20 protein-coding genes, 2 pseudogenes and 2 riboswitches are annotated in these 25,695 nt (G+C 70.3%); of the genes and pseudogenes, 9 read left to right on the forward strand and 13 right to left on the reverse strand.

Annotated elements, in window-relative coordinates:
- The first annotated feature begins 105 nt into the window (after positions 1–105).
- Both E1202_RS17960 and E1202_RS17965 read left to right on the forward strand, forming a co-directional pair.
- Entirely contained in the window at positions 106–1,563 is a 1,458-nt protein-coding gene (locus E1202_RS17960) for an MFS transporter (protein ID WP_132684308.1), read from the forward strand.
- Positions 1,564–1,641: 78 nt separating this feature from the next.
- Positions 1,642–2,607, forward strand: coding sequence for an alpha/beta hydrolase (locus E1202_RS17965; RefSeq protein ID WP_132684309.1), 966 nt, complete (start codon positions 1,642–1,644; stop codon positions 2,605–2,607).
- 87 nt (positions 2,608–2,694) lie between these two features.
- Here the strand turns inward: E1202_RS17965 and E1202_RS17970 are convergent, their stop codons facing one another.
- Both E1202_RS17970 and E1202_RS17975 read right to left on the reverse strand, forming a co-directional pair.
- Entirely contained in the window at positions 2,695–3,669 is a 975-nt protein-coding gene (locus E1202_RS17970; RefSeq protein ID WP_328590995.1) for a M14 family zinc carboxypeptidase, read from the reverse strand.
- 71 nt (positions 3,670–3,740) lie between these two features.
- Positions 3,741–4,241, reverse strand: coding sequence for a GNAT family N-acetyltransferase (locus tag E1202_RS17975; protein WP_132684311.1), 501 nt, complete (start codon positions 4,239–4,241; stop codon positions 3,741–3,743).
- Positions 4,242–4,363: 122 nt separating this feature from the next.
- Between E1202_RS17975 and E1202_RS33000 the strand changes: the two are divergent.
- Together E1202_RS33000 and E1202_RS17985 are read left to right on the forward strand one after the other, a co-directional pair.
- Positions 4,364–4,564 (forward strand): annotated as a pseudogene (locus E1202_RS33000) (hypothetical protein); the annotation flags it as partial.
- 289 nt (positions 4,565–4,853) lie between these two features.
- Positions 4,854–6,095: an MFS transporter gene (locus E1202_RS17985; protein WP_132684313.1), complete on the forward strand. Its 1,242-nt coding sequence runs from the start codon at positions 4,854–4,856 to the stop codon at positions 6,093–6,095.
- Here the strand turns inward: E1202_RS17985 and E1202_RS17990 are convergent.
- From E1202_RS17990 to E1202_RS18020, 7 genes are all read right to left on the reverse strand, one after another.
- A complete protein-coding gene (locus E1202_RS17990) occupies positions 6,079–6,999 on the reverse strand; it encodes a PfkB family carbohydrate kinase (protein ID WP_132684314.1) in 921 nt (306 codons plus the stop codon). The two genes, E1202_RS17985 and E1202_RS17990, sit on opposite strands and share 17 nt — an antisense overlap.
- Positions 6,996–8,414 (reverse strand): purine-cytosine permease family protein, encoded by a 1,419-nt coding sequence (locus E1202_RS17995; RefSeq protein ID WP_132684315.1) that lies wholly within the window; start codon positions 8,412–8,414, stop codon positions 6,996–6,998. Before E1202_RS17995 ends, E1202_RS17990 begins: the two co-directional genes overlap by 4 nt.
- Positions 8,415–8,424: 10 nt before the next feature.
- On the reverse strand, positions 8,425–9,423 hold the full coding sequence (locus tag E1202_RS18000; RefSeq protein WP_132684316.1) for an ADP-ribosylglycohydrolase family protein: 999 nt from the start codon (positions 9,421–9,423) through the stop codon (positions 8,425–8,427).
- Complete coding sequence (locus E1202_RS18005; protein WP_132684317.1) at positions 9,420–10,136, reverse strand: GntR family transcriptional regulator; 717 nt, start codon at positions 10,134–10,136, stop codon at positions 9,420–9,422. Before E1202_RS18005 ends, E1202_RS18000 begins: the two co-directional genes overlap by 4 nt.
- Positions 10,137–10,222: 86 nt before the next feature.
- Positions 10,223–10,447, reverse strand: coding sequence for a hypothetical protein (locus tag E1202_RS18010; RefSeq protein WP_132674619.1), 225 nt, complete (start codon positions 10,445–10,447; stop codon positions 10,223–10,225).
- Positions 10,448–10,536: 89 nt separating this feature from the next.
- Positions 10,537–12,360 (reverse strand): AMP-dependent synthetase/ligase, encoded by a 1,824-nt coding sequence (locus E1202_RS18015; protein WP_132684318.1) that lies wholly within the window; start codon positions 12,358–12,360, stop codon positions 10,537–10,539.
- 182 nt (positions 12,361–12,542) lie between these two features.
- Positions 12,543–12,800: a hypothetical protein gene (locus tag E1202_RS18020; protein WP_132684319.1), complete on the reverse strand. Its 258-nt coding sequence runs from the start codon at positions 12,798–12,800 to the stop codon at positions 12,543–12,545.
- A gap of 365 nt (positions 12,801–13,165) precedes the next feature.
- Between E1202_RS18020 and E1202_RS18025 the strand changes: the two genes are divergently transcribed.
- The 4 genes from E1202_RS18025 to metE all read left to right on the forward strand — a co-directional run bounded on the left by E1202_RS18025 (position 13,166) and on the right by metE (position 18,808).
- Entirely contained in the window at positions 13,166–14,179 is a 1,014-nt protein-coding gene (locus E1202_RS18025; protein ID WP_132684320.1) for a helix-turn-helix domain-containing protein, read from the forward strand.
- 16 nt (positions 14,180–14,195) lie between these two features.
- Positions 14,196–15,203: a helix-turn-helix domain-containing protein gene (locus tag E1202_RS18030; protein WP_132684321.1), complete on the forward strand. Its 1,008-nt coding sequence runs from the start codon at positions 14,196–14,198 to the stop codon at positions 15,201–15,203.
- A gap of 103 nt (positions 15,204–15,306) precedes the next feature.
- On the forward strand, positions 15,307–16,074 hold the full coding sequence (locus tag E1202_RS18035) for a VOC family protein (RefSeq protein WP_132684322.1): 768 nt from the start codon (positions 15,307–15,309) through the stop codon (positions 16,072–16,074).
- Between the two features lie 104 nt (positions 16,075–16,178).
- A riboswitch (cobalamin riboswitch) is annotated at positions 16,179–16,407 on the forward strand.
- 130 nt (positions 16,408–16,537) lie between these two features.
- A complete protein-coding gene (gene metE, locus E1202_RS18040; protein WP_132684323.1) occupies positions 16,538–18,808 on the forward strand; it encodes a 5-methyltetrahydropteroyltriglutamate--homocysteine S-methyltransferase in 2,271 nt (756 codons plus the stop codon).
- Positions 18,809–18,884: 76 nt separating this feature from the next.
- Here the strand turns inward: metE and E1202_RS18045 are convergent, their stop codons facing one another.
- The 4 genes and pseudogenes from E1202_RS18045 to E1202_RS18060 all read right to left on the reverse strand — a co-directional run bounded on the left by E1202_RS18045 (position 18,885) and on the right by E1202_RS18060 (position 24,712).
- Complete coding sequence (locus tag E1202_RS18045; RefSeq protein ID WP_132684324.1) at positions 18,885–19,943, reverse strand: ribonucleotide-diphosphate reductase subunit beta; 1,059 nt, start codon at positions 19,941–19,943, stop codon at positions 18,885–18,887.
- Between the two features lie 20 nt (positions 19,944–19,963).
- The gene (locus tag E1202_RS18050; RefSeq protein ID WP_132684325.1) at positions 19,964–22,438 is read right to left on the reverse strand and encodes a ribonucleoside-diphosphate reductase subunit alpha; all 2,475 of its coding nucleotides are present in this window, start codon (positions 22,436–22,438) and stop codon (positions 19,964–19,966) included.
- Positions 22,439–22,485: 47 nt separating this feature from the next.
- A riboswitch (cobalamin riboswitch) is annotated at positions 22,486–22,707 on the reverse strand.
- Positions 22,708–22,767: 60 nt separating this feature from the next.
- Positions 22,768–24,183: pseudogene (gene rox, locus E1202_RS18055) on the reverse strand (rifampin monooxygenase).
- Between the two features lie 142 nt (positions 24,184–24,325).
- Positions 24,326–24,712, reverse strand: coding sequence for a VOC family protein (locus tag E1202_RS18060; protein WP_132684326.1), 387 nt, complete (start codon positions 24,710–24,712; stop codon positions 24,326–24,328).
- 78 nt (positions 24,713–24,790) lie between these two features.
- Here E1202_RS18060 and E1202_RS18065 point away from each other — a divergent pair, with 78 nt between their 5' ends.
- Complete coding sequence (locus tag E1202_RS18065; RefSeq protein WP_132684327.1) at positions 24,791–25,681, forward strand: sigma-70 family RNA polymerase sigma factor; 891 nt, start codon at positions 24,791–24,793, stop codon at positions 25,679–25,681.
- The last annotated feature ends 14 nt before the right edge of the window (positions 25,682–25,695 follow it).

Consider the following 25,695-nt stretch of genomic DNA (forward strand, 5'->3'; position numbering starts at 1 on the left):
GTCGTGCTGACCTGAAACTAGTGGGGCCGACTGGATTAAGTCAACTGACTGAATTAGGGTATCGGGGACAACACCGGACAGTTCGAAACGAGAGGTTCCCCGAGCATGCGAGCAATTCCCGGCAAATCGGAGAAATCCGCTGCTCCAGGGGAAGATCGATCGAACCTCGTGGTCCTGGTGCTGGCCTTCGCCGGCATCTCGGTCGCGATGACCCAGACCACGGTGATCCCGCTGGTGCCGATGCTCCCGGGCCTGCTGCACGCGTCCGCGTCCGACACCGCCTGGGCGGTCACCGCGACGCTGCTCGCCGGCGCCGTGGCCACCCCGGTCGTCGGACGCCTCGGCGACATGCACGGCAAGCGGCGGATGCTGCTGATCAGCCTGGCGATGCTCATCCTCGGTTCGGCCATCTGCGGTATGAGCAGCTCGCTGCCGATGATCGTGATCGGCCGCGTCATGCAGGGGCTGTCCTCCGGTGTGATCGCGCTGGGCATCAGCATCATGCGCGACGAGCTGCTCGCCGAGCGGCTCGATTCGGCGACCTCGCTGATGAGCGCCTCGCTGGGCGTCGGCGGCGCGCTGGGCCTGCCCGCTGCCGCGTTCCTCGCCGAGCGCACCGACTGGCACGTGCTGTTCTGGACCTCGGCCGCGCTCGGCGCATTGGCCACCGCGCTCGTCGTGACCTTCGTGCCCGAGTCGCCGGTGCGCTCCGGCGGGCGCTTCGACCCGCTCGGCGCGCTCGGGCTCTCGGCCGGGCTGATCTGCCTGCTGCTGGTCGTGTCCAAGGGCGCGAGCTGGGGCTGGGGGAGCGCGACCACGCTCGGGCTCGCCGCGGCGGGCGTCGTGGTGTTCGGCGTGTGGGGCTGGTGGGAGCTGCGCGTGGCCGCGCCGCTGGTGGACCTGCGCACCATCACCCGCCGCCAGGTGCTGCTGACCAACATCGCCTCGGCGGTCTTCGGCTTCGCCATGTTCGCGATGTCCCTGGTGCTCCCGCAGGTCCTGCAGCTGCCCACCGGCACCGGTTACGGTCTCGGGCAGACCATGCTCGCCGTCGGCGTCGTGATGGCGCCCTCCGGCCTGGTGATGATGGCGATGTCGCCGGTCTCGGCCCGCACCTCGAAGGCCCGCGGGCCGAAGGTGACGCTGATGATCGGTGCCGTGGTCGTCGCCGCCGGGTACGGGCTGGGCGTGGTGTTCATGTCGCAGCTGTGGCAGCTGATCGTCGTCTCCAGCGTCATCGGCGCCGGAATCGGCCTGGCCTACGGTGCGATGCCCGCGCTGATCATGGGTGCCGTGCCGGTGTCGGAAACCGCTGCGGCCAACAGCCTCAACACGCTGATGCGCTCCATCGGGACCTCGGTGTCCAGCGCGGTGGCCGGTGCCGTGCTGGCGCAGATGACCACCGACTTCGGGCCGATCACCGTGCCGTCGCAGGCGGGCTTCCAGGTGATCATGGGAATCGGCTGCCTCGCCGCCCTGGCGGCGCTGAGCATCGCGGCGTTCCTGCCCGGCAAGGACCGGCCCGTCGAGGCCGTACTGGTCACCGCCCGTGCGGCGCGCTGAAATCGGTTGCGGGCGGTGGTTGAATCGTTCGAGGAACGCGGTGCGACCGGCCGCGTCGAGAGCTGTGAGGAATGCGTGATGAGCGAGGCTGCGCCGCCGGTCCCCTTCGACCCGGAGCTGGAGGTCTTCCTGGAGGCCATGCCCAGCACCGGGATGGGATTCAAGCTGGAGGACGTCCCGAAGCTGCGGGAGATGTCGCGGCAGTTCACCACCGACGAGCAGCTCGAGGCCGTCGGGTTCACCGTTGAGCACCGCGCCGTTCCCGGGCCGCAGGGCGCTCCGGAGGTGCCGCTGGTGATCGTGTGCCCGTCCGAGGCGACCGGTCCGCTGCCGGTGGTCTACTCGATCCACGGCGGCGGCATGATCATGGGCGATCACCGGCAGGCCCTCGACGTCATGGCCGGCGAGTGGGGGCGTGAGCTGGGGTGCGCGATCGTGTCGGTGGACTACCGGGTGGCGCCGGAGAACCCGCACCCCGCCCCGGTGCAGGACTGCTACGCCGGACTGAGCTGGATCGCCGAGCACGGCGCGGACAACGGTTTCGACACCGAGCGGATCGTCATGACCGGCGGCAGCGCGGGCGGCGGACTGGCCGCCGGAGTGGCGCTGATGAGCCGGGACCTCGACGGGCCGAAGACCATCGGGCTGCTGCTGCAGGCGCCGATGCTCGACGACCGCAACGACACCCCGTCGGCGCACCAGATGCGCGGGCTGGGCATCTGGGACCAGCAGGCCAACGAGGTCGGCTGGACCGCGCTGCTCGGCGATTCCCGCGGTGGAGAGGCCGTCTCGCCCTACGCGGCCCCCGCGCGCGCCGAGGACCTGTCCGGGCTGCCGCCGACGTTCATCGACGTCGGGTCAGCGGAGACCTTCCGCGACGAGGACGTCGCCTTCGCCACCCGCATCTGGCAGGCCGGTGGGGTCGCCGAACTGCACGTCTGGCCAGGCGGTTTCCACGGCTTCCGGATGTTCCCCGGTGCCCGGCTGAGCATGTCCGCCGCCGAAGCCCGGACCGCGTGGCTGCGACGCATCGTCAACGCCTGAGCGGCAGTCGTGAAACCCCTGGCGGGGTGAGGGATTCGGAGGTCGCGCGGGATTCGCGGTGGGACTGCGAATCCCGCGCGAAGTCCGTCAGTCGGCGGCGCGGGTGGTCGTCGCCGGGAGGGGCTCGCCGCGGGGCGGGATGGTGTCCGCCTCGGCGGGGTCGACCGAGGTGACCGAGCCGTCAGCCGTCGCCTCGGCAATGGCGTGCATGGATTCCAGCGCCGAGGCGATCTGGAACTGCTCGTGCTCCGGGCCCATGTCGCTGAGCTCGATGAGCACGCTGCCGCTGCCCAGCAGGCCGTAGGCGTTGCGGGCGATTCCCTGGTAGTCGCCGCCCGGGTACTGGGAGACGTTGGCACCACCGGCGTCCATCGCGGACCGCGCGACCACGGAGACCTGCTTGGCCAGGTTCAGCGGTTCTTCGGCGACGCCCGGAGTCGTCGGCCACATCAACGACGCGGTGATCTCACGTCCGTCGCCGCCGACGTAGCGGCCCTGCATGTGGTAGTCGACCGAGATGTGCGGCTTGAACTCGGCGTGGTGCCGCCTGATCAGACCGGCCTCGGTCGCCGGGTTGTCCTCCGGTGCCACCGCGGGGTCGTGGTAGCGGTTGATGTCGTAGCCCTTGCCCGCTTCGCCGAACTCCGGATCGGCGTCCGGGTCGTAGTTGTAGCGCCAGTTGTGCTCGTGGCCGTCGGGGTTGGCGCGCACCACCACGTCGACGGTCACCTGCTCGCGCAGCCGGCGCTGGTGCTGATCGTTGCCGATGCCGACCTCGCGCAGGAATTCCAGGGCCGCAGGCGTTCCCAGCGGTTCGTCGCCGTGCTGCTGGGTGACGTAGAGGATGCGCTGCGGACCGTGCCCGACTCGCGCGCTCCACACCGGCCGCTGCTGGTTGCTGGCGCCGATCGGTGTCACCCGGACCTCACCGCGGCTGCGAACCTGCAGGTCGAGCAGCTGGCGGGCCAGGTCCTCGGTGCTCGGCCGCGGGTCGATCTCGCGCGCCGCACCCGCCGGAGCGACGAGCCCGAGCGCCGTCACCACGGCGATCAACGCCGACAACAGGGCAAAACGTATGGAATTCGACATGACGACGAAGTCTGCAAGCCCGGACCGGGCCCCGCAAGATCCCCCTACAGGTCGCGTCGCATGCAGGCCCTCGGCCACGCGTCCAGTCCGGCGACCGCCTCGGCGGCCCGGATCTCCCGCAGGCCGGGGGTGAGCTCGTCGTCGGTCAGGTACCGGAACCCGCAGCGCAGGTAGTAGGGCCCGTTCCAGGCGACCTCGGTGAAGGTGGTCAGCGTCAGCGCCGGCAGGTCTCGATCCCGCGCCCAGGCCGCGAGGGTCTCGATGAGGCGGAAACCGATCCGCCGACCGGCGTGGTCCGGATGAACGGAGACCTGCTCGACGTGCGCGCACCCGTCGACGATCTCGGCGATCAGGTACGCCACCGGAACGTCCTCGACGACCGCGACCCAGGCGCGCCCGGCCTCCTGGAATTCCTGTAGCACCGCCGGAGACGGGGGTTCGTCGGAGGCCACCAGGTCCATCCCGACGTCGGCGAACGGCCTGCCCGCCGCGCGCTCCACCTCCCGCAGCAGCGGCAGATCGTCTTCCCCGGCCAACCGGATCACCACAACACCTCCCGCACCAGCTTCCCACCTCCCGCACCCGGGTGCCGGATTTCAGCGGAAATCCGGGTGACGCGGTGCTGGGAACCGCGGAAACCGCGCGACTGCTGGGCTTCTCGCGCCCGGTGGCACTGCTGACCGTGGCCGTCCTGCACTACATCACCCCGCAGGTGCAGACCGGGATGCACCGCTACCGCGACGCGCTCGCGCCGTGGAGCGCCGTGGTGATCTCCACGCTCACCGCCGACGAGCGCGAGGAGGAGGCCGCCCGCGTCGAGCTGTACTTCGCCGAGAACACCGCCACCCAGGTCACCTTCCGCACCCGGGACGAGGTGCGGGCAATGTTCGACGGCACCGAGCTGGTGCCGCCCGGAGTCGTGTGGGACCCCGCAGTGGCGTCCCGATCCGACCGACCCCCCGCGGCTGGGAACCGCACCGCGTCGGCCGCGCTGACTGCTAGCATCGAACCGCCCTCGTTCGAGGTGTTCCCCGCCGTGAACCGACCGGCGTCCGGCGACCGAAACCGCCTCCCCGCACCCTCTTCGGTACGACATTCCCCTTCGCGCCTCCGCTGTTGGATGCGCCCGATCGCGGGCGCGGCACGAGGGGTATGCCATGTCCGATGTCAGGCGCTGCCGCGCGCTCGCCGCGGTGTCCGCAGGCGCGGGATGCGTCCAGCTCGACGCCCTCGCGCTGAACCCGGCGCTGCCGGAGATCGGCCGCGAGCTCGTGGGCGCGCAGTCGTGGGTGGTCACCGCGTACCTGCTGGCCGCCGGTGCGTCGATGCCCGCCGCCGGGCGGGCCGGTGACTGCTTCGGAAGGCGGAACGCGCTGGTGACCGGGCTGCTGCTGTTCGGGCTGGCCGCGCTCGGCTGCGCGTGGGCGCCGTCCTCCCCGGCGCTGATCGCGCTGCGGGTGGCGCAGGGAGCGGGCGCGGCGCTGATCATGCCGGTGGGGGTCTCGTTGCTGAGCACCGCGTTTCCGGTCCACGCCCGGAGCCGGGCGATCGGTGTCGCGCTCGGGACGGCCGGGCTCGCGACCGCGGTCGGCCCGCTGGTCGGGGGCACCCTGGCGCACGCGCTGTCCTGGCGGGCGATCTTCGCGGCCAGCGCGGCACTCGCACTGCTGGCGGCGCTCCTGGCCGCCACCTCCCGCGCGGAGCAGGCCCGGCGCGCGACTCCGATGGACTGGCCGGGTCTGGTGACCGTCACGGCGGCCTGCGCGGGCGCGGCGCTGCTGGTCGATCGACTGCCGGAGTTCGGTCCTGAGTCCGCGCTCGTCCTGGGCGGGACCGTCCTGCTGCTGCTCGGATTCGCGCGAGCGCGCCGCGGCGCACCGCGCCCTGCTCTGCTGGGCAACGCCCGGTACCTCGCGCTGACCGGCGCTGGTGCGGTGTCCAACGCCGCGACGGTGGGCGTGCTGGTCACCGTTCCCGCGGTCCTGCAGGCCGAGCGGGGCATGTCCGCGATCGGTGCGGGCGTCGCGCTGCTGCTCCCGGCAGTCCTCATGGCCTGCGCCGGACCGCTCGCCGGGCGCGTGGACCTCGCACGAGCGGAGCGCGTCATGGCGGTCTGCGCGGTTGCGGCCGGGTTGGTCCTGGTCCTCCTCGATCCCGCAGACCTCGTGGCGGTCAGCCTCGCGGGATTCGCGCTGGGTGTGGCGAACGCGCTGGCGCTGGCCGGTTCGCAGGCCGTCGTCGAGGAGGAACGCGCCGGTCAGGCGGCCGGGATCAGCAAGGCCGTCATCACCCTCGCCGGTGGCTTCGGTGCCGTGCTCACCGAATCCGGTTCGCTGGTCGGTGTCGGTGCGGGGTGCCTCGTGGTCGCGGTCGTGCTCGGGGTCAGGTGCGCTCGGTGAGGAACTCGTCGAGCTCTTGGCGCTGCGGTGCGGTGGCCGGGCCCTGGTGCTGGACGGACAGGGCGGCCGCCGCGTTGGCCCGCAGCGCGGCGGTGGGCAGGTCCGCGCCCTCGAGGAGCATCGCGGCCAGGACACCGCAGTGGGCGTCCCCGGCGCCGTTGGTGTCCACCGGGGTGACCGGGAAGCCCGAGATGCGTTGCGTCGCACCGCCGGCGGTGAGCAGGCAGCCCGACGGGCCGTCGCGCAGGACGACCGCGGCCGAACCGCCCAGCCGCCCGGCCAACTTCCCGGCCGCGACCTCGGAGTCGGTCGCGCCCGCGAGGACTCGGGCCTCCTCGGCGTTGCAGCTGAGCACGTCCACTCTCGGCAGGACCGCGTCGAGCACGTCGGCGGGGATGTCGGCGACCAGCGGGCACGGATCGAGCAGCACCCGCGAACGAACCCCCGGCAGCCAGGCCAGCAGCGCCTCCCGGTTGGAGCGGTGCAGCAGGCTGTAGCCGCTGAGGTAGACGATGTCGGCCGCCTCGGTGCGCACCTTCGCCAGCTGCTCCGGCAGCAGCCGCCCCTCCGCGCCGACGCCGGTGACGAACGTGCGCTCACCACCGGGCTCCACCAGCGCCACGCAGATCCCGTTGTCCGAGTCGGGCTGCTGCGGCTGCGCGGCCTCGATCCCCTCGGCGCGCAGCGCCTCTCGCGCCTGATCGGCGAAGCGCCCGGTGCCGTGAGCCCCCGCGTAGACCACCTCGGCGCCCGATCGAGCGGCGGCGGCCATCACGTTGAAGCCGCCGCCCGGCAGCAGCTCGGTGCTCTCGGCGAGCACGTCACCGCCGGGCGGAGGCAGCGACGGCACCCGCATCACCAGGTCCAGCACGACCTGCCCGGTGTGCACCAGACGGCCGGTCATGCCGCGGCCTTGCGGCTGCCGCCCAGCAGCGCGTAGACCCCGGCGGAGATCACGAAGGTGATCACCCAGCCCAGCCCGTTCTCGCCCAGCCAGGTCTCGGCGAGCAGGCCGGTGAAGAAATCGTTGCTGCTGAACAGGTATCCGACCACGATGGCCAGCGCCCACGCGAAGAACGCGCGCGGTTCGACCCCGCCCCGGTACCAGTAGGAGCTGGTGCTGCGCATGTCCATCAGCCCGGCCGGGTCGTAGGTCGTGCGGTGCAGCATGTCGGTCAGGAACACGCCCAGCCACGCGGTGATCGGGATGGCCAGCAGGCTGATGAAGGTGACGAACGGGTCGTAGAAGCTGTCGGCGACGAGCATGAAGTAGATCGAGCCGAGGAAGGTCACGACCACGTCCACGGCGACCGCGTAGACCCGCTTGATGTTGATGCCCATGGTCAGCGTCGACAGCCCCGCCGAGTACACCGAGAGGTGGTTGGACAGCAGCAGTCCGCCGACCGCGGCGATCAGGTACGGAACGGCCATCCAGGCGGGCAGCATCGCGCGGATCGCCGCCACCGGGTCGCCGGCCTCGGCCAGCGCCGGATCACCCGCAGACAGCAGGGATCCCAGCGAGATCAGCAGGATCAGCGGGATGCCCGCGCCCACGGCGGCCGAGGCGACCAGCGAACCGGCCTTGACGGCGGGGGACTGGTACCGCGACATGTCCGCCGAGGCGTTCGCCCAGCCGATGCCGGTACCGGCGGCGATCGTGCCGATGCCCGCGATCACCACGCCGATCGGGGCGGGGGAGGCCGCGCCGACCGCGTGCCAGTCGATGGTGGCGACCAGGCTGATCGCGACCACGATGTTCAGCGCACCGAAAACCCACGTGGCCCAACGCTGCACGGCCACCAGGACCTTGTGGCCGAGACCCGAGACCACCATCGTCAGCAGCTCGAAGACCGCGATGCACAGGATCGTCAGCACCGGTGTCGCCTTGGCCTCACCGGCGGTGCCGAACAGGATCGCGCACAGCGACAGCAGCGCGAACGCGGCCGTGGTGGTGTTGACGGTCTCCCAGCCCAGGCGGGAGATCAGCGACACCACGGTCGGCCCGGCGTTGCCGTGCACGCCGAAGACCGCGCGGGAGAGCGTCAAACCCGGTGCGCCGCCGCGTCGTCCGGCGATCGAGACCACGCCGACGATCGCGAACGAGCCGACCGAGCCGATCACCGCGACGATCGCCGCCTGCCAGAACGCCAGACCTTCGGCGACGAGCGTCGCGCCCAGGGGTAAGCCCAGGATCGAGATGTTGGCGGCGAACCAGACCCAGAACAGCTGCATCGGATGACCGGTGCGCTCCTCCTCCGGGACCGGCTCGATCCCCCGAGTCTCCAGGGCGCTTTCCGCGTTCTCGGCCGCGCGGACCATGCGATCTCCTTCAGCTGCTGGATCTTCTCAATTCGAGCAGGCCGTCCACGGCCGGTTCGAGGTCGAGGGCGTTGACCTCGCGCACCTTGGTGAGCAGGTCCACGGGGAAACCGGAAAGCCCGTGCTGCGCACCGAGGATCGCGCCGAGCACGGCGGCGATCGTATCGGTGTCACCGCCGAGACCCGCGGCCGTGGTCAGCGCCTCGACCGGTGTGTCCCCCAGCGCTTCGGCGAGGGCGAAGGCGGCGACCATCGACTCCTGGACGGCGACGGACGTTCCGATGACCTTGGAAACAGCGTAGGACAGAGTGGTTCGGTCCATGCCCCGAACCCAGCGACGAGCCCACCGGATTCGGCAGGCGATGTCGCCACCCGCGCACCACCAGCCCTTGCGGGCGCCGAGCGCGGCGGCGTGCTCGCCCTGGTCGAGCGCGGTCGACAGGTCGGCGCCGTCGATGCCCGCCGACACGGCGGCGGCCACGGCGGATGCGCCCGCGATGCCGACGTTGGTGTTGTGCGTGAGCTTGCTGGCCGCCGCGACCGCCTCCACGAGACCGCCGAGCTCGGGGGGCGTGGCGATGGCGACCGGGGTGATGCGCATGGCCGCGCCGTTGGTGGTGCCGCCGCGGCCGGCCTCCTCCGGATCGGTGCCGGATTCGAGCAGCTTCAGCGCGCGCTTGGTGGACGGCCCGAGCAGGTCCGCCAGGCCCCTCGCGACCATCCCGGCTTCCCAGTCCAGCAGCCCCTTCCCGAAGACCATCGGGTCGATCGTGCCGGAGCCACCGATGAGCAGGTCGGCGACGAGCACGGCCTGCTCGGTGTCATCGGTGATGGTCCCGGCGGGCAGGTTCGGGGAGATCGGCTGCTCGGCGACGGCGTCGCGCAGCGATCGGATGAAGCCGTAGTGGGTGACGATGTCCTCGCGGGACATCGATTGCGTCGGCATGCCCAGGGCATCGCCGATCGCCAGTCCGTAGAAAGCGCCGAGCGCGCGGTCGCGTGTGCTCATGGGCGGCCAAACGTCAGGTGGAACTGGAACCGGTTCGGGTCGAGCAGGCTGGTGACCTGCTCGACGAGCTGGCCGTCGGCGGTGACGCTGGTGCGCACCGCCTGCAGGAACAGCTCGCCCTCGGGGCGTTCGAGCAGCGCGGCCATCCGGGCCGACAGCGCGTGGGTGCCGATGCGCTGGTCGCCGGAGCCGGCGACCAGCCCGGCCGAGAGCAGGGTGGCTGTTATGGAGCCTTCGAGCAGCCCCTCCTCGGGCAGCTCGCGCAGTTCTCCGATCGCCGGGATCAGGGAGGTCTCCACCGACACCGGTCCGACGGCCCGGTCCCGGCGCAGGCGGCGTATGGCGATGAACTCGTCGAGCCCGAAGCGCTCGGTGAGCTCGGCGTCGGTGGTGAGCTCGATGCCCAGCAGCTCGGTGCTGATGTCGAACCCGGAGTCGGCGAGCGCGGTGGCCCAGCCGACCGTCTGGTCGAGCGTGACCCCGTCGAAGGCGACGAAGGAGCCGACGCCGCTGCGAGTGGCGATGAGCTCCTGGCGCTGCAACTCCGACAGGGCGCTGCGCACGGTGCCCCGGCTGACCTGGTACTTCTCCGCGATCTGGTTCTCGCCCGGCAACTGCTCACCGCGCGCGAGCCGCCCCGAGCGGATCTGCTCGGTGAGCTCGGCGATCAACCGGTCACGTTTCCCGAAGGGAACCTGTCCAGTCCTGTTCATTCCTGTACAGTAAGGCTACTGATCGGTAGGCACAACACATGCCACGCTGACGGAGTAGTGGTCCCGTTTCGCCGAAGCCGTTGCGATCAGCCGTCGGCCCGGGGGCACCAGCCCCACTTGGTGGAGCCGTAGCGCCAGCGCGTGTCGGGCGGCAGGTACTCGCCGTGCAGCACCCAGCCGTCCTCCTGCCGCGACCAGTGCAGGATCTGCTCCTCCCACGGCCGGCACAGCAACTGCCTGCGCTCCTCGGCCTCGCGGCACACCTCCCACGTTCGCACCGCGCCCTTCCACAGGCGGCCAAGTCTCGACACGTCTGTAGATGGTGCGACCGCCCACCGACATGCGAAAGGGCCACGCCGGAGGATCTGGCCTCATCGGCGTGGCCCGTTCGCGCGATTCCCTACAGCGTCTCCACCGTGTTCGGGTACAGCTCCTCGAGGGCCTCGACGTGGTTGTCCGCCACGGCCTTCCGCTTGATCTTCAGGCTCGGCGTGACCTCGTTGTGCTCGATGGTCAGCTCGCGCGGCAGGATCGTGAACTTCTTGATCGTCTCGTGCCGGTTCAGCGTCGCGTTGAGGTCCTCGACCGCGGCGGCCACCATCTCGTGCGCCTTGGGGTGCGCGGCCAGCTCCGCGTAGGACAGCCCGCCCAGGTCGTTGGCCTGCGCCCACTCGACGATCGACTCCTCGTCGAGGGTCACCAGCGCGGCGCAGTAGGGCCGCTTGTCGCCGAAGACCACCACGTTGCTGACGTAGGGGCACAGCGCCTTGAACTTGCCCTCCACCGACTGCGGCGCCACGTACTTGCCGCCGGAGGTCTTGATCAGGTCCTTCTTGCGGTCGGTGATGCGCAACCGGCCCTGGTCGTCGAGCTCGCCGATGTCACCGGTGTGGAACCACCCCTCGGCCGTGAGCACCTCGGCGGTCGCCTCCGGCATGTTGTGGTAACCCCGCATCACACCGCCGCCGCGCAGCAGCACCTCGCCGTCCTCGGCGATGCGGACCTCGGTGCCGGGCAGCGGCTGGCCCACGGTCCCGATGCGGAAGTCGTTGGTGCGGTTGACGAAGCTGGCCGCGGTGGTCTCGGTCAGCCCGTAGCCCTCGGCGATCAGCACGCCCGCGGCGTGGAAGAAGCGAGCGATGTCCGGTGCCAGCGCGGCGCTCCCGGAGATGAAGAACCGCAACCTGCCGCCGAACTTCTCGCGCAGCTTGGAGAACACGAGCTTGTCGGCGACCGCGTACTGGACCTTCAGCCCCAGGCCCGGCTGCTGCCCGTCCTGCTGGAGCCGGGAGATCTCCAGGCCCACCGCGCAGGCCCAGCGGAAGATCTTGTACTTGAGCTCGCCGCCCTCCTTGGCCTGCACGACGACCTTGTTGTAGATCTTCTCGAAGATCCGCGGCGCCCCGGCCACGAACGTCGGCCGCACCTCGCCGAGGTTGTCCACGATCTTGTCGATCCGGCCGTCCACCGCGGTCAGGTAGCCGGTGCGGATCTGGCCGACCTGCAGGACCTTGCCGAACACGTGCGACAGCGGCAGCCACAGGTACTGCACGTCCTCGGCGGTCATCTCGCCGGTGGCGTGCATCGCCTCGGCCACGTAGACCCAGTTCGACTGGGCGAGCCGCACGCCCTTGGGGTTGCCGGTGGTGCCGGAGGTGTAGATGAGCGTCGCCAGGTCGTCGATGCCGACCGCTTCGACGAGCTGGTCGAACAGCTCCGGCTCGGCCTCGTGCTCGGCGCGGCCCTGGGCCTCCAGGTCGGCCAGGCTCAGCACCCAGTCGCCGTCAGCGGTGCCGTCGAAGGTGATGACGCGGGTCAGCTCGGGCAGGTTCTCCCGCTGCTCGCGCAGCTTGGCGATCTGCTCGTCGTCCTCGGCGAAGACGATCGTCGAACCGGAGTCGGAGATGATGTAGGCGCAGCCCTCGGCCGTGGTGGTGGGGTAGATCGTCGTGGTGGCGCCGCCGGCGCACATCACGCCCATGTCGGCGAGGATCCAGTCCATCCGCGTGCCGGCCAGGATCCCGCACCGCTGCTGCGACCCCAGGCCGATCGCGTGCAGGCCCAGCGCGATCGCCCGCGCCCTTTCCCAGGTCTGCGACCAGGTCAGCGAGCGCCACTGCTCGCCTTCCGGGTAGCGGAACGCTTCGCTGTCGCCCGACCGCTGGACGCGATCGCGCAGCATGTCGGGGACCGAGCGGAATTCTGAGGAGATCGCGGCAGGCATGGGCCGGAACGTAATCGAGGTCACGCACCCGCGCAATGAGGTTCGGACAAATCGGGAGGGGTCGGTCCGATCTGTTACCGACGAGTTGCCTTCCGCGGCGAACTCGCAGGTCCGTGCTCCGATCGCACCGGAGGCGGACCCGAGGTTCGGCGGGCCCGCCAGGTGCGGATCGGGTCGGTGGATCATGGAACGGCCCCTGCGTTCCCGGCGAGGAGGACGAGGGCGAGCACCGACAGCACGGTGAACACGGCCGCGGGCGGGCCGAGCACCGACCGGGCGATGGTCGCCAGGCCGGACATCGCCCGGGCCAGCACCACCGCCGCCGCGAACAGCGCGACCAGGATGCCGATCAGCATTCCTTGCAGGACGGAGGAAACGGTGTCAGGGGTGACGACCGGTGGGTCGTTTGCCGCTAGCACCTCCGGGAGTATTGTGAACATGCGAGCTCCCTTCACGGGTGTTTCCCGTTGTGAGGGTGATCGTGAGTGCGCGCAGCGCCCCCGGTCGTGGCCAAACGATTTCCGGGGGCGTTCGCATGTCCGGCCGACGATCCGTCGGCCGCGCCTCCGATGGATCCGAGACGCCGAGCGCCCGCTCCGCGCGGTGAAATTTCACTTCTTCGTTGAAGTTCTTCTCCGCCGAGTGAAACGCGACGCCGTCAGTATGCGATCACTCCAACAGACCGTCAATGTCTTTGTGGGGCAGCGACTTGCCGTTATGCCCCCGAGGTGTCAGTATCTGCTGGTCTTCAGCGGTTCAGTGAAGTTTGGTGAAATTATCCGAACGGAGTGAAGGAGACGGCGCGATGGCCCGTCCCGGGAACCAGGGCGGAACCGGACGGCTCGGCTCGCGACTTCGCGAGCTGCGCGAATCCCGCGGTATGACGCAACTTCGACTGGGCCGGTCCCTCGGAGTCGCGGTGTCGAGCATCTCCTCCTGGGAGAGCGGGGCGAAACTCCCTCCGCTCACCCGATTGGCCGATTACGCGACGTTCTTCGCCGCGGGCGCCACCACCGGAGGTGTTCCACCGGAGAACCAGCTCACCGGCGAGCAGCGCGAAGAACGCCTGCGGCTCAAGCGGGAGCTCGACCACCTGCGAACGGCGCTGGACGAGATGCGCGGACCCGTGGAAGTCGAAGCGGGGCAGGACTTCTGGCACTTCCCCGACGGGGGGCGGGTCCTCATCGTCACCGGCGGGCTCAGCGAGAAGCACTGGTCGCCGCTGGGCACCCCCAGCGAGCCGAACTTCCTGTCGCTGGCCCGCTGCGCCGACCTCGACGCCGCGGTGGAGCTGTTCGGGACGGTGCGCGCGGCCAACCCGCGTTCCGAGGTGGAGATCCGGCTCGAGAACCTCGGCGACGACGACCTGCGCGCCCACCTGGTGTTCCTGGGCAGCGGCGCGGCCAACCCGTGGGTGGAGTGGCTGACCGCCGAGTGGCCGGTCCGGCAGGTCCCCGACGAGGACGTCCCCGACGGTTCGGTGTTCGAGATCGACGGCGAGCGCAGGCTCAAACCGGGCTTCCGCGGCGATCAGCTCGTCGAGGACGTCGGAATGCTCGCGCGGATCCCGAACCCGAACAACATTCGCCGCACGCTCACCTTCTGCAGCGGGGTGTTCACCAGAGGAGGCTTCGGCGCGGTGCGCTGCCTGACCGATCCGCAGGCCAAGGTCCGCAACCTCGCCTACCTCCACGACAACGTCGAGGACCTCGACCGCTTCGGGGTGCTGATGCGGGTTCCGGTGATGCGGCACGTGACCGGCACACCCGACCTGCAGAACCCGGCGAACCGGCTCTACGAGTGGGCACCGAAGTCCTGATCGCGAGGAGGCGGCGATGGTGAGCGCACAGCGGGCCGGACTCGGCGCACGGCTGCGGGAGCTGCGCCAGGCACACGGCCTGACCCAGGGGAAGCTGGCGCGGGTGCTCGGCGTAGCCGTCTCCAGCGTCTCGCAGTGGGAAGGCGGCGTGAAGGTGCCGCCACCGCCCCGGCTCGGCGACTACGCGACCTTCTTCGCGTCCGAGAACCCCTCGAGGAACGGGAAACTGCCCTCGACGGCCTCGCTCACCGAGCAGGAGCGCCTGCTCCGGGCGACGCTCAAGGAGGAGCTCGACGCGCTGCGGTCCCACGCGGAGGAACCCGCCTCGGCGCAGGGGTTCTCGGACTTCTGGAGGTTCCCCGACGGCGGCCCGGTGCGCATCCTCACCGGGCGCGTTCCGGCTCGGAACCTCTCGCCGCTGGCCTCGCCCGAGCGGCGCAACTACATCGGGATGTCCTCCTACGCCGACGGGGACTCGTTGATCGAGCTCTACGGGCACGTCCGGGCGCTGAACCCCGCCTCGGACGTGCGGTTCGACATCGCCCGCCGCATCGACCCCCACGACCTGCAGGCGCACCTGGTGCTGCTGGGCAGCCCGGCGATGAACCCGATGCGGCGCCAGGTGCGCTTCGGCCTGCCGGTGCGCCAGGTCGAGGTCGACGACCTCGGGCACGGGGAGGTCTTCGAGGTCGCCGAGGAGTCCCGGCAGTACCGCCCGACGCTGCACGACGACCGGTTGATCGAGGACGTGGGGATGCTGGCGCGCTTCCCGAACCCCTACAACGTGCGGCGCAGCCTGACCTTGTGCAGCGGTGTGTTCACCCGCGGCGGGTTCGGCGCGGTCCGCTGCCTGACCGACCCCGAGCTGCGCGAGCGCAACCACGAGCGGCTCAAGCACCGGATCGTCGACCCGGACAACTTCGGGGTGCTGATGCGCGTTCCGGTCGTGCGCAACGCGACGGCCACCCCTGACCTCAGCAATCCCGACACGTGGCTGCGGGCGTGGTCCCCGATCAAGTCCTGAGAGCTCGTCCGCGTCACCCGGGGTGACGCTCCCGCGCTCGGTAGGCGATTTGTCGGGGCTGCTGGTTACCGTCGTGGCAGTTCCCGGAAGCGGAGGAGGAGTCATGGCGGAAGTGATTGCGGTGCAGCCCAACGGGACGCCCGCGTGGATCGATCTGGGGATCCCGGACCTCGATCGTGCGATGCAGTTCTACGGCGCCGTCTTCGGATGGGAGTTCGACGTGGGGTCCGAGGAGATGGGCCGCTACACGATGTGCCTGCTCCGGGGCAGGGAAGTCGCCGCGCTCATGCCCCACCACGACCCGGGAGCGACCGAGTTCTGGTGGAACGTCTACTTCGCCACCGATGACGTCGCCGGCACCGTGTCCAAGGCGGAGGCCGCCGACGGTCAGGTGATCACCCCGCCCATGGACGTGATGGACAAGGGTCGGATGGCGATCCTCAAGGACCCGGTCGGCGGGCAGTTCGGGCTCTGGCACGGCAATCGCCACATCGGGGCCCGCCTCGTCAACGAGCCGAACACGTTGCTGCGCAACGATCTCGTCACCCCGGACCCGGGGCCGGCGCGCGAGTTCTACTCGAAGGTCTTCGGCTTGAGCACGGACAGCGAAGGGCACCTCGGCGAAGGTGACTTCACGTTCCTGCGCCGCCCCGACGGCCACGAGATCGGCGGCATCTTCGGCGACCCGTCGGCCACCGCTTCGTCCTGGGGCACGCTGTTCATGGTCGACGACGCCGACGCCACCGCACGACGCGCCGCCGGCGCGGGCGGCGTGGTCCAGCCGCCCTACGACATGGCCTACGGCCGCATCGCCGAGATCAAGGACCCGTTCGGCACGCCCTTCACCATCGGTGCCGCCAAGACCGGCTGAGCACGGCGTGATCGGGATCTCCTCCGGGTGTCGAACGGGAGCTCAGAGCCGAGACGGGGACCCCGCCGGGAGCTGCGCGGGGTTGTTTCGTGCCCGCGGATGGTTAGCCTGAGGGTGCTGGTGGTTCGTCCGGTCGAGCGGTTGAGCGCGATGGGACGAGGCAAGAGGGAACCCGGTGCGAATCCGGGACTGCCCCGCAGCGGTGAGCGGGAACGACCGCCGTCATGAGCACTGGACGTCACGCGTCCGGGAAGCGACGGCCAGTAGGACCGGTCTTGCAGACGAGACCGGGTGCCCGCGAGTCCGAAGACCTGCCACCCGCGCGCGCACCGACGGTGCGCGCTGGTCCGAGGTCTCGCGGGAGGGCCTGGCGGACGATCAGCGGGCGACGTGCGTCCGCTGGTCGGCGCGTGCCCGTCGCGAAGTCCTCGACCGATCACGTCGAGCTCGCGAGGAGAGAGCGTTGACCAGCAAGATCGGATCCACCGTACTCGGACATCCCCGGATCGGACCGCACCGGGAGCTCAAGCGCGCCCTGGAGTCCTACTGGGCGGGCCGCAGCGGCGAAGCGGACCTGCGGGAGGTCGCGCGCCGGCTGCGGGAGGACACCTGGCGAGGTCTGGCCGAAGCCGGCCTCGACTCGGTGCCGGGCAACACGTTCTCCTACTACGACCACGTCCTGGACACCGCCGTCACCTTCGGCGCCGTTCCGCGCCGCTACGCCGAGCTGGGGCTCGGCGCGCTGGACACCTACTTCGCCATGGCCCGCGGTACCGAGGCCGTGCCGCCGCTGGAGATGACGAAGTGGTTCGACACCAACTACCACTACCTGGTCCCCGAAATCGGCCCGGACACGCGCTTCTCGCTCACCGACCGCACCGCCGTCGAGCAGTTCCTCCAGGCGCGCGAGCTCGGGGTGGAGACCCGGCCGGTGCTGGTGGGGCCGCTGACCTTCCTGCTGCTGTCCAAACCTTCCGAAGAGGGCTTCGACCCGCTGGACAAGCTCGCCGAACTCACCGACGCCTACGAGCAGCTGCTCGGTGAACTCCACCGGGCCGGTGCCCGGTGGGTGCAGCTCGACGAGCCCGCGCTGGCCGCCGACCGCACGCCGCAGGAGCTCGAGGCGCTGCGCAACACCTACCGGCGCCTCGGCGACCTCGCCGAACGCCCCGCGATCCTCACCGCCTGCTACTTCGGTGATCCCGGTGACGCGCTCGGCGTTCTCGCCGCCGCGCCGATCGAGGGCGTCGCCCTGGACCTGGTCACCGATCCGTCCACTGCGGACCGAGTCGCCGCCACGCCCGGATTGCGGGACAAGTCGCTGGTCGCGGGGGTGATCGACGGCCGCAACATCTGGCGCGCCGACCTCGACCGGTGCATGACGGCGGCGGCGACGCTGCTCGGCTCGGCCGGTGAGGTGAGCATCGGCACGTCCTGCTCGCTGCTGCACGTGCCCTACGACGTCGAGGCCGAGACCAATCTGGATCCGCAGGTCAAGCCGTGGCTGTCGTTCGCCGCGCAGAAGGTCCGCGAGGTCGTCACCCTCGGACGGGCGTTGCGCGAGGGCCGCGAGGTCGTCGAGACCGAGCTGATCGAGGCGCGAGCGGCGGTGGCCGACCGGGTGCGGGCGGAGCGGGTGCGCGACAACCGCGTTCGCGCGCGACTCGACTCGCTGCGCCCCCAGGACTCCCGTCGCACCCATTACGCGAAGCGGCGGGAAGCGCAGCAGAAGTCGCTCCGCCTGCCGCCGCTGCCGACCACCACGATCGGATCGTTCCCGCAGACCACCGACGTCCGCAAGGCGCGGGCCGCGCTGCGCGCCGGGCGCATCGACGCGGCCACCTACCGGCAGCGGATGCGCGACGAGGTCGAGCGGGTCATCGCGCTGCAGGAGGACATCGGCCTGGACGTGCTGGTGCACGGCGAACCCGAGCGCAACGACATGGTGCAGTACTTCGCCGAGCAGCTCGACGGTTTCGCCGCCACCGACAACGGGTGGGTGCAGTCCTACGGCTCCCGGTGCGTGCGGCCGCCGATCCTGTTCGGCGACGTGCGGCGACCGGACCCGATGACCTTCGAGTGGGCGGCGCACGCGCAGCGGCTCACCGACAAGCCGGTCAAGGGAATGCTGACCGGGCCCGTCACGATGCTGGCGTGGTCGTTCGTCCGCGACGACCAGCCGCAGGCCGACACCGCCCGGCAGGTCGCGCTCGCCATCCGCGACGAGGTCCGCGACCTGGAGGCCGCCGGTATCCGCGTGGTGCAGGTCGACGAGCCCGCGCTGCGCGAGCTGCTGCCGCTGCGGGCCGAGCAGCGACCGGCCTACCTGGAGTGGGCGGTGGAGTCGTTCCGCCTGGCCACCTCCGGGATCGCCGAGGCGACCCAGATCCACACCCACCTGTGCTACTCGGAGTTCGGCGACGTCATCGACGCGATCGTGGCGCTCGATGCCGACGTCACCAGCATCGAGGCTGCCCGCTCCCGCATGGAGGTCCTCGCCGACCTCAACGAGGTCGGTTTCGACCGGGGCGTGGGGCCGGGCGTCTACGACATCCACTCACCCCGAGTGCCGGACGAGGAGGAGATGGAGGAACTCCTGCGGGCCGCCCTCAAGGCCGTCCCGGCCGACCGGTTGTGGGTCAACCCGGACTGCGGTCTCAAGACCCGCGACTACCCGCAGGTCGAACCGGCGCTGCGCAACATGACCGACGCAGCCCACCGCACCCGCCCCTGATCCGGAGGGCAGTTCTGGTCCGAACCGTCGGTGATCGAAGTCCGGTCGGTTCGGACCCGAACCGCCCCCGGGTGCGTCAGTCCCAGGTGAGCGCCGCGCCCGACTGGTACTCCGTCACCCGGGTCTCGAAGAAGTTCTTCTCCTTCTTCAGATCCATCGTCTCCGACATCCACGGGAACGGGTTGTCGGTCTCCGGGAAGACCGGCTCCAGGCCGAGCTGCGCGCAGCGGCGGTTGGTGATGAACCGCATGTACTGCTCGCACACCTCGGAGTTCAGCCCGAGCATCCCGCGGGGCATGGTGTCCCGGCCGTAGGCGTTCTCCAGCTCGCAGGCCTCGCGGAGCATCGTGCGCGCCTCCTGCTGGAACTCAGCGGTCCACAGGTGCGGGTTCTCCAGCTTGATCTGGTTGATGCAGTCGATGCCGAAGTTCAGGTGGATCGACTCGTCGCGCAGGATGTACTGGTACTGCTCGGCGATCCCGACCATCTTGTTGCGCCTGCCCAGCGACAGGATCTGCGCGAACCCGGTGTAGAACCACATGCCCTCGAAGATCACGTAGAACGCGATGAGGTCGCGCAGGAACGCCTGATCGGCCTCCGGCGTGCCGGTCGTGAACTCCGGGTTCTCCAGGTTCTGGGTGTAGCGCAGCGCCCACGCGTCCTTGTCGGCGATCGACGGGATCTCCCGGTAGGCGTTGAACAGCTCGCCCTCGTCGAGCCCCAGGCTCTCGCAGATGTACTGGAACGTGTGGGTGTGCACGGCCTCCTCGAAGGCCTGCCGCAGCAGGTACTGCCGGCACTCCGGGTTGGTGAGATGCCGGTAGACCGCGAGCACGATGTTGTTGGCCACCAACGATTCCGCGGTCGCGAAGAACCCGAGGTTGCGCTTGAGCATGGTGCGCTCGTCCTCGGTGAGCCCGTCGCGGGACTTCCACAGCGCGATGTCGGCCTGCATCGACACCTCGGTGGGCATCCAGTGGTTGTTGCACCCCGCCAGGTACTTGTCCCAGGCCCAGCCGTACTTCAGCGGCAGCAGCTGGTTGACGTCCGCCCGGGAGTTGATCATCGCCTTCTCGGAGACGTCGACCCGCCCGCCGTCGCGGTCGATGGTGCCGAGTCCGGTGGTGGTGCTCATGAGCTCCTTCTCCTGGGGGATCACTGGCAGGCCTCGCAATCGGGGTCCTCGACCGAGCAGGCCGCCGCGGGAACGGCGTTGAGCTTGCCGTCGGTACCGCGCAGCGTGGACTTCTCCACGTGGGTCGCGCTGGACGAGCGCAGGTAGTAGGTCGTCTTGAGGCCCTTGCGCCAGGCCAGCCGGTAGAGCTCGTCGAGCTTGCGCCCGCTGGGCGTGGCCAGGTACAGGTTCAGCGACTGCGCCTGGTCGATCCACTTCTGCCTGCGGGCCGCGGCCTCGACCAGCCAGCGCGGCTCGATCTCGAACGCCGTGGCGTAGAGGGCTTTCAGCTCGTCCGGGACGCGGTCGATCGGCCCGAGCGAGCCGTCGTAGAACTTCAGGTCCGCCACCATCGCCTCGTCCCACAGCCCGTCCCGCTTGAGGTCGGCCACCAGGTGCGGGTTGACGACGGTGAAGTCGCCGGACATGTTCGACTTGACGAACAGGTTGCGGTACAGCGGTTCGATCGACTGACCGACGCCGCAGATGTTGGCGATGGTCGCGGTCGGCGCGATGGCCATCACGTTGGAGTTGCGCATGCCGCTGCCGCGTACCCGCTCCCGCAGCGACGACCAGTCCAGCGTCGAGCTCCGGTCCAGATCCGCGCTCCCGCGGGCTTCCTGAACGAACTCCTGCGAGTCGAGCGGCAGGATTCCCCGGCTCCACAGCGAGCCCTCGAACGAGGCGTAGCGCCCGCGCTCCTCGGCGAGCCGGCTGGAGGCATCGATGGCGTGGTAGCTGATCTCCTCCATGCTGCGGTCGGCGAACTCCACGGCGTCATCCGACGACATCGGGATCCGCAGCTTCAGCAGCGCGTCGGAGAATCCCATCAGACCTAGCCCCACCGGCCGGTGCCGGCTGTTGGAGCGCTCGGCCTCGGGGATCGTGTAGAAGTTGATGTCGATGACGTTGTCCAGCATCCGCACGGCCGTGCGCACGGTCGCAGCGAGCCGGTCGCGGTCCAGGCCGTCGGCGGTGACGTGCCGGGCGAGGTTCACCGACCCCAGGTTGCACACCGCGACCTCGTCGGCGGCGGTGTTCAGGGTGATCTCGGTGCACAGGTTCGACGAGTGCACCACGCCGGTGTGCTGCTGCGGCGAGCGCAGGTTGCACGGGTCCTTGAAGGTGATCCACGGGTGCCCCGTCTCGAACAGCATGGTCAGCATCCGCCGCCACAGCTCCACCGCCCGCACCCGCCGGAACACGCGGATCTCGCCGCGATCGGCCGCCGCCTCGTAGTCCCGGTAGCGCTCGGCGAACGCCGAGCCGTAGAGCTCGTGCAGTTCGGGCGTCTCATCCGGGGAGAACAGCGTCCAGGGCTCGTCGGCCTCGACGCGGCGCAGGAACTCGTCGGGCACCCAGTTCGCGGTGTTCATGTCGTGGGTGCGCCTGCGGTCGTCGCCGGTGTTCTTGCGCAGGTCCAGGAATTCCTCGACATCGATGTGCCAGGTCTCCAGGTACGCGCACACCGCGCCCTTGCGCTTGCCGCCCTGGTTGACCGCCACCGCCGTGTCGTTGGCGATCTTCAGGAACGGCACCACCCCCTGCGACTCGCCGTTGGTGCCGTGGATGTGGGCGCCGATGCCGCGCACCGGTGTCCAGTCGTTGCCCAGCCCGCCCGAGTACTTGGCCAGCAGCGCGTTGTTGCGGTAGGAGCTGAAGATCGACTGGAGGTCGTCGTCCACAGTGGTCAGGAAGCACGACGACAGCTGCGGGCGGGTCGTGCCGGAGTTGAACAGCGTCGGCGTCGAGCACATGAAGTCGAACGACGACAGCAGCCGGTAGAACTCGATGGCACGCGCGTCGCGGTCGTCCTCGCGCAGCGCGAGGCCCATCGCCACCCGCATGAAGAACGCCTGCGGCAGCTCGAAGCGGACGCCGTCGTGGTGCAGGAAGTACCGGTCGTAGAGGGTCTGCAGCCCCAGGAAGTCGAAGGCGAGATCGCGCTCGGCCTCCAGCGCCGCGCCCAGCCGGGACAGGTCGAAGCGGGCCAGCTCCGGGTCGAGCCGGCCCAGCTCGATGCCCCTCCGCACGTAGTCGGTGAAGTAGGAGGCGTAGCGGTCGCGCATCTGCTCCTGGTCGGTCTGCTGCGGCGCACCGGCCAGGTGGCTCAGCGCTTCGCCGCGCAGCTTGTCCAGCAGCAGCCGGGCGGTGACCAGGGAGTAGTTCGGCTCGGACTCCACCAGCGTGCGCGCCGACATGATCAGCGCCTCGCCGAGTTCGGCGTCGCCGATGCCGGGGTAGACGTTGCGCTCGACCTCGGCGAGCACCGCCGACGGGTCCACGTCGGCGAGTCCCGCGCAGGACTGCTCGACCACAGTGGACACGCGGCCGCCGGTGAGCGGGATGGGTTCGGACAGTGCGGTGTCGGTCACCGGGACTCTCTCCTCGCGAGCTCGGAAGGAATGCCCGGAACCGGCGGCAGCACGCGAGGACGCGACGGAAGCGAAGACCATCGCATGTCCGCGTGGACCCTCCCGCGAGGTCCCGGACGGCGCGCACGGGCGTGCGCGCGCCGATGGCAGGTCTTCGGACTCACGGGCGTCCGGTCTCGTCTGCAAGACCGGTCCTACTGGCCGTCGCTTCCCGGACGCGTGGCATCCAGTGCGTGATGACGGCGGTCGTTCCCGTTCACCGCTGCGGGGCAGTCCCGGATTCGCACCGGGTTCCCTGTTGCCACACCGGACCCGCGCGGGCCCGGTGAACCACCAGCGAGCGACACTCTACATCTTGGGTCTGACTCGTCCACCGACACCAACATGGGCGTGTCGACGGGAGAAATGAGTCACTTCCCGAACCACGTCGACAGGTGGGGGAGGAGGTCCTGCTGATCGTCTCCGACCCACGCCACGTGACCGTCCGGGCGCAGCAGGACGGCGGGCAGGTCGAGCTCGTCGCCGACGCCGACGTGATCGACCCGGTCGTCTCAGCCGTCGACCGAGAGCTCGCCGGTCCGGTCGAGCAGCAGTCCGCGCCCGGCTCGCATCAGCTCGTAGAGGCGACCCGGCCCGAGCTCGACATCGCGCATGCGCCTGCCGACCAGGTCGTGCTCCCCGCCGAAGTCGTAGCGCACGTCGAGCGCGATGATCTTCTCGGTCAGGTGCCGGTTGACCTCGTCGAAGTCCATCAGCTCCGACACCAGCCGCCGCACCGCCCGCGCGCCCGGGTCGGTGGCCATCAGCTGCATCTGCGCGCGCGTGTTGTCCAGGACGGCGGCGGCCACCGGGTGCCGTTCGTCCTGGTAGCTGTCGAGCAGGTCCGCCGGTGCCCACCCGGCGATCTCCGCGGCGAGCTTCCAGCCGAGGTTGAACGCGTCTTGGAGACCGAGGTTGAGCCCCTGGCCGCCGACCGGCGGGTGGATGTGCGCGGCATCGCCCGCGAGCAGCGCGCGACCCGAGCGGTAGCGCTCGGCCTGCCGGGTCGCGTCGCCGATGCGGGCGAGGCGGCGAGGGGAGTGCGCGCCGAAGTCGGTGCCCGCGATCGCCTCCAGCCGACCGGTGAGCTCCTCGAGTGTCGGCGGCGTCGAACGGTCCTGGGCCACACCGGCGGCGGGCACGACGACCCGGCACCACTCGCCGTCGAGAGGGCCGACGCCGAAGCGCTTCTGGGTCTTGCGGACCTCGTCGGTCACCGCGGCCATCGTCTCCGGTGACGCGGTCACCTTCATCTCGCCGAGCAAGGTGTCCACTCTGGACGGTTCGCCGGGGAACCCGATGCCGCACAGCTTGCGGACGGTGCTGCGACCGCCATCGCAACCGACGAGGTAGTGCGCCCGCAACCGCGAGCCGTCCGCGAGCTCGGCGGTCACCCCGTCCTCGTCCTGATCGAGCCCGACCAGCTCGCAGCCCCGCCGGACGTCAACTCCCAGCTCCGCGGCTCGCTCGGCCAGCAGCCGCTCGGTCGTGGTCTGCGGGATGCCCAGCACGTAGCCGTGCGCGGTGTCCAGCCGCACGGGCGCGGGCTTGGAGACGGCGGCGAAGAACCCTCCGAGCGGGTACTTCGTCCCTTCGGCCAGGAACCGCTCCAGCATGCCCCGCTGGTCCAGGACCTCGATGCTGCGCACGTGCAGACCCAACGCCCGCACGAAGTCCGTGGGCTCCGCGGCCTTGTCCACCACGACCACGCCCACCCCGTGCAGCCGCAGCTCCGCCGCCAGCATCAGACCGGTCGGACCGGCACCGGCGACAACGACGTCGATCATCTTTCAACCCCGGTCACACCGTGCCGCGACATCCTCGCAGCTCACGGCTTCAGATCGGAGATTCTGCGGCATGCCCGGGGGCTTGCCGCAAGCCCCCGGGTGCGCTATACGTTGAGTACGGCGGGGAAACAGCGCCAACGCGTCACCGGGCCTGGAACAGCTCCACCACGTTGCCCGACGGATCGCGCAGCAGGACCTGCTGACCGCCCGGACCGCTGATGACGTCATTGCGGAAATCAACACCTTCGGCGCGCAGCCGATCCACCTCGGCGGCGAGGTCGTCGACGATAAGGTGGATCCGGTTCCACCCGCCGGGCCCGGGGACCGCGCCGTCCGGCATCGCCCGGCCCGCCGAGCTGGCCGGACCGCTCAGCAGCAATCGGAGGTCACCCCTGGTGACGTCGGCGAACGCCGGCGCGAAATCGTTCCGGACGGTGAAGCCGAGATGGCGCGCGTAGAAGTCGACGGCCTTGTCGACGTCATCGACCATGTACCTGACGCTGACGAAACCACTGGCGTTGTCGGGCATGGTCTTCTCCTTCGTGGTCACATCCTGCGGATCGGTGGGTTCACAGTGATGAGCCCGGCCGGAGGGACGGTGTGACAGGTGGCGGAAGACGATCGGCTCGTTCAGCGGTTCGAGCAGCAGCGAGGGCAGCTGCGCGCGGTGGCCTACCGGATGCTCGGATCCGTGACCGACGCCGAGGACGCGGTGCAGAACGCCTGGCTGCGCCTCAGCCGAGCCGAGCCCGACGAGATCGCCAACCTCGAAGGCTGGCTGACCACGGTCGTCGCTCGCGAAGCGCTGCACCTGCTGCGGTCGCGTCGCCGTCGGCGCGAGGAGCTCGTCGACACCGCCGCCACCCCGCTGCCGGACCCCGTGGTCTCCGCCGTCGAGGGCGAGGATCCGGAGCAGCGGGCGCTGCTCGCCGACTCGGTCAGCCTCGCGCTGCTCGTGGTGCTGGAGTCGCTCAGCCCGGCCGAGCGGTTGGCCTTCGTGCTGCACGACATGTTCGACCTGCCCTTCGACGAGGTCGCGCGGCTGGTGGACCGCACCCCGGTGGCGGCCCGGCAGCTCGCGAGTCGCGCGCGGCGACGCGTCCGGGGTGCCGCGCCACCCAGTCCTGACCAGGACATCGGCAGGCAGCGCGCGGTCGTGGACGCGTTCTTCACCGCCGCGAACGCCGGTGACTTCGACGCGCTGGTGCGGTTGCTCGACCCGGACGTCGTCTTCCGCGCCGACTACGGCGGCGAAAGGCGGCCCGCGGTGCACCGAGGGGCGGAGAAGATCGCCCGGCAGTCCCGCGCCAGTCGCGGTGCCGAGCTCCACCCGGTGCTCGTCAACGGCCTGCCGGGCGTGGTCACCGCCAGGTCCGGACGTCCGGTGTCGATCATGGCGTTCACCGTGGTGAACGGCCGCATCGTGGAGATCGACGGCATCCGCGACACCGACCGAGTGAAGCGCCTGACAGCAGGAGTCGTCCGGCTCGGCGAATGACGGCGGCACCTGCA

Source organism: Saccharopolyspora karakumensis (assembly GCF_004349225.1).
Lineage (GTDB): Bacteria > Actinomycetota > Actinomycetes > Mycobacteriales > Pseudonocardiaceae > Saccharopolyspora > Saccharopolyspora endophytica.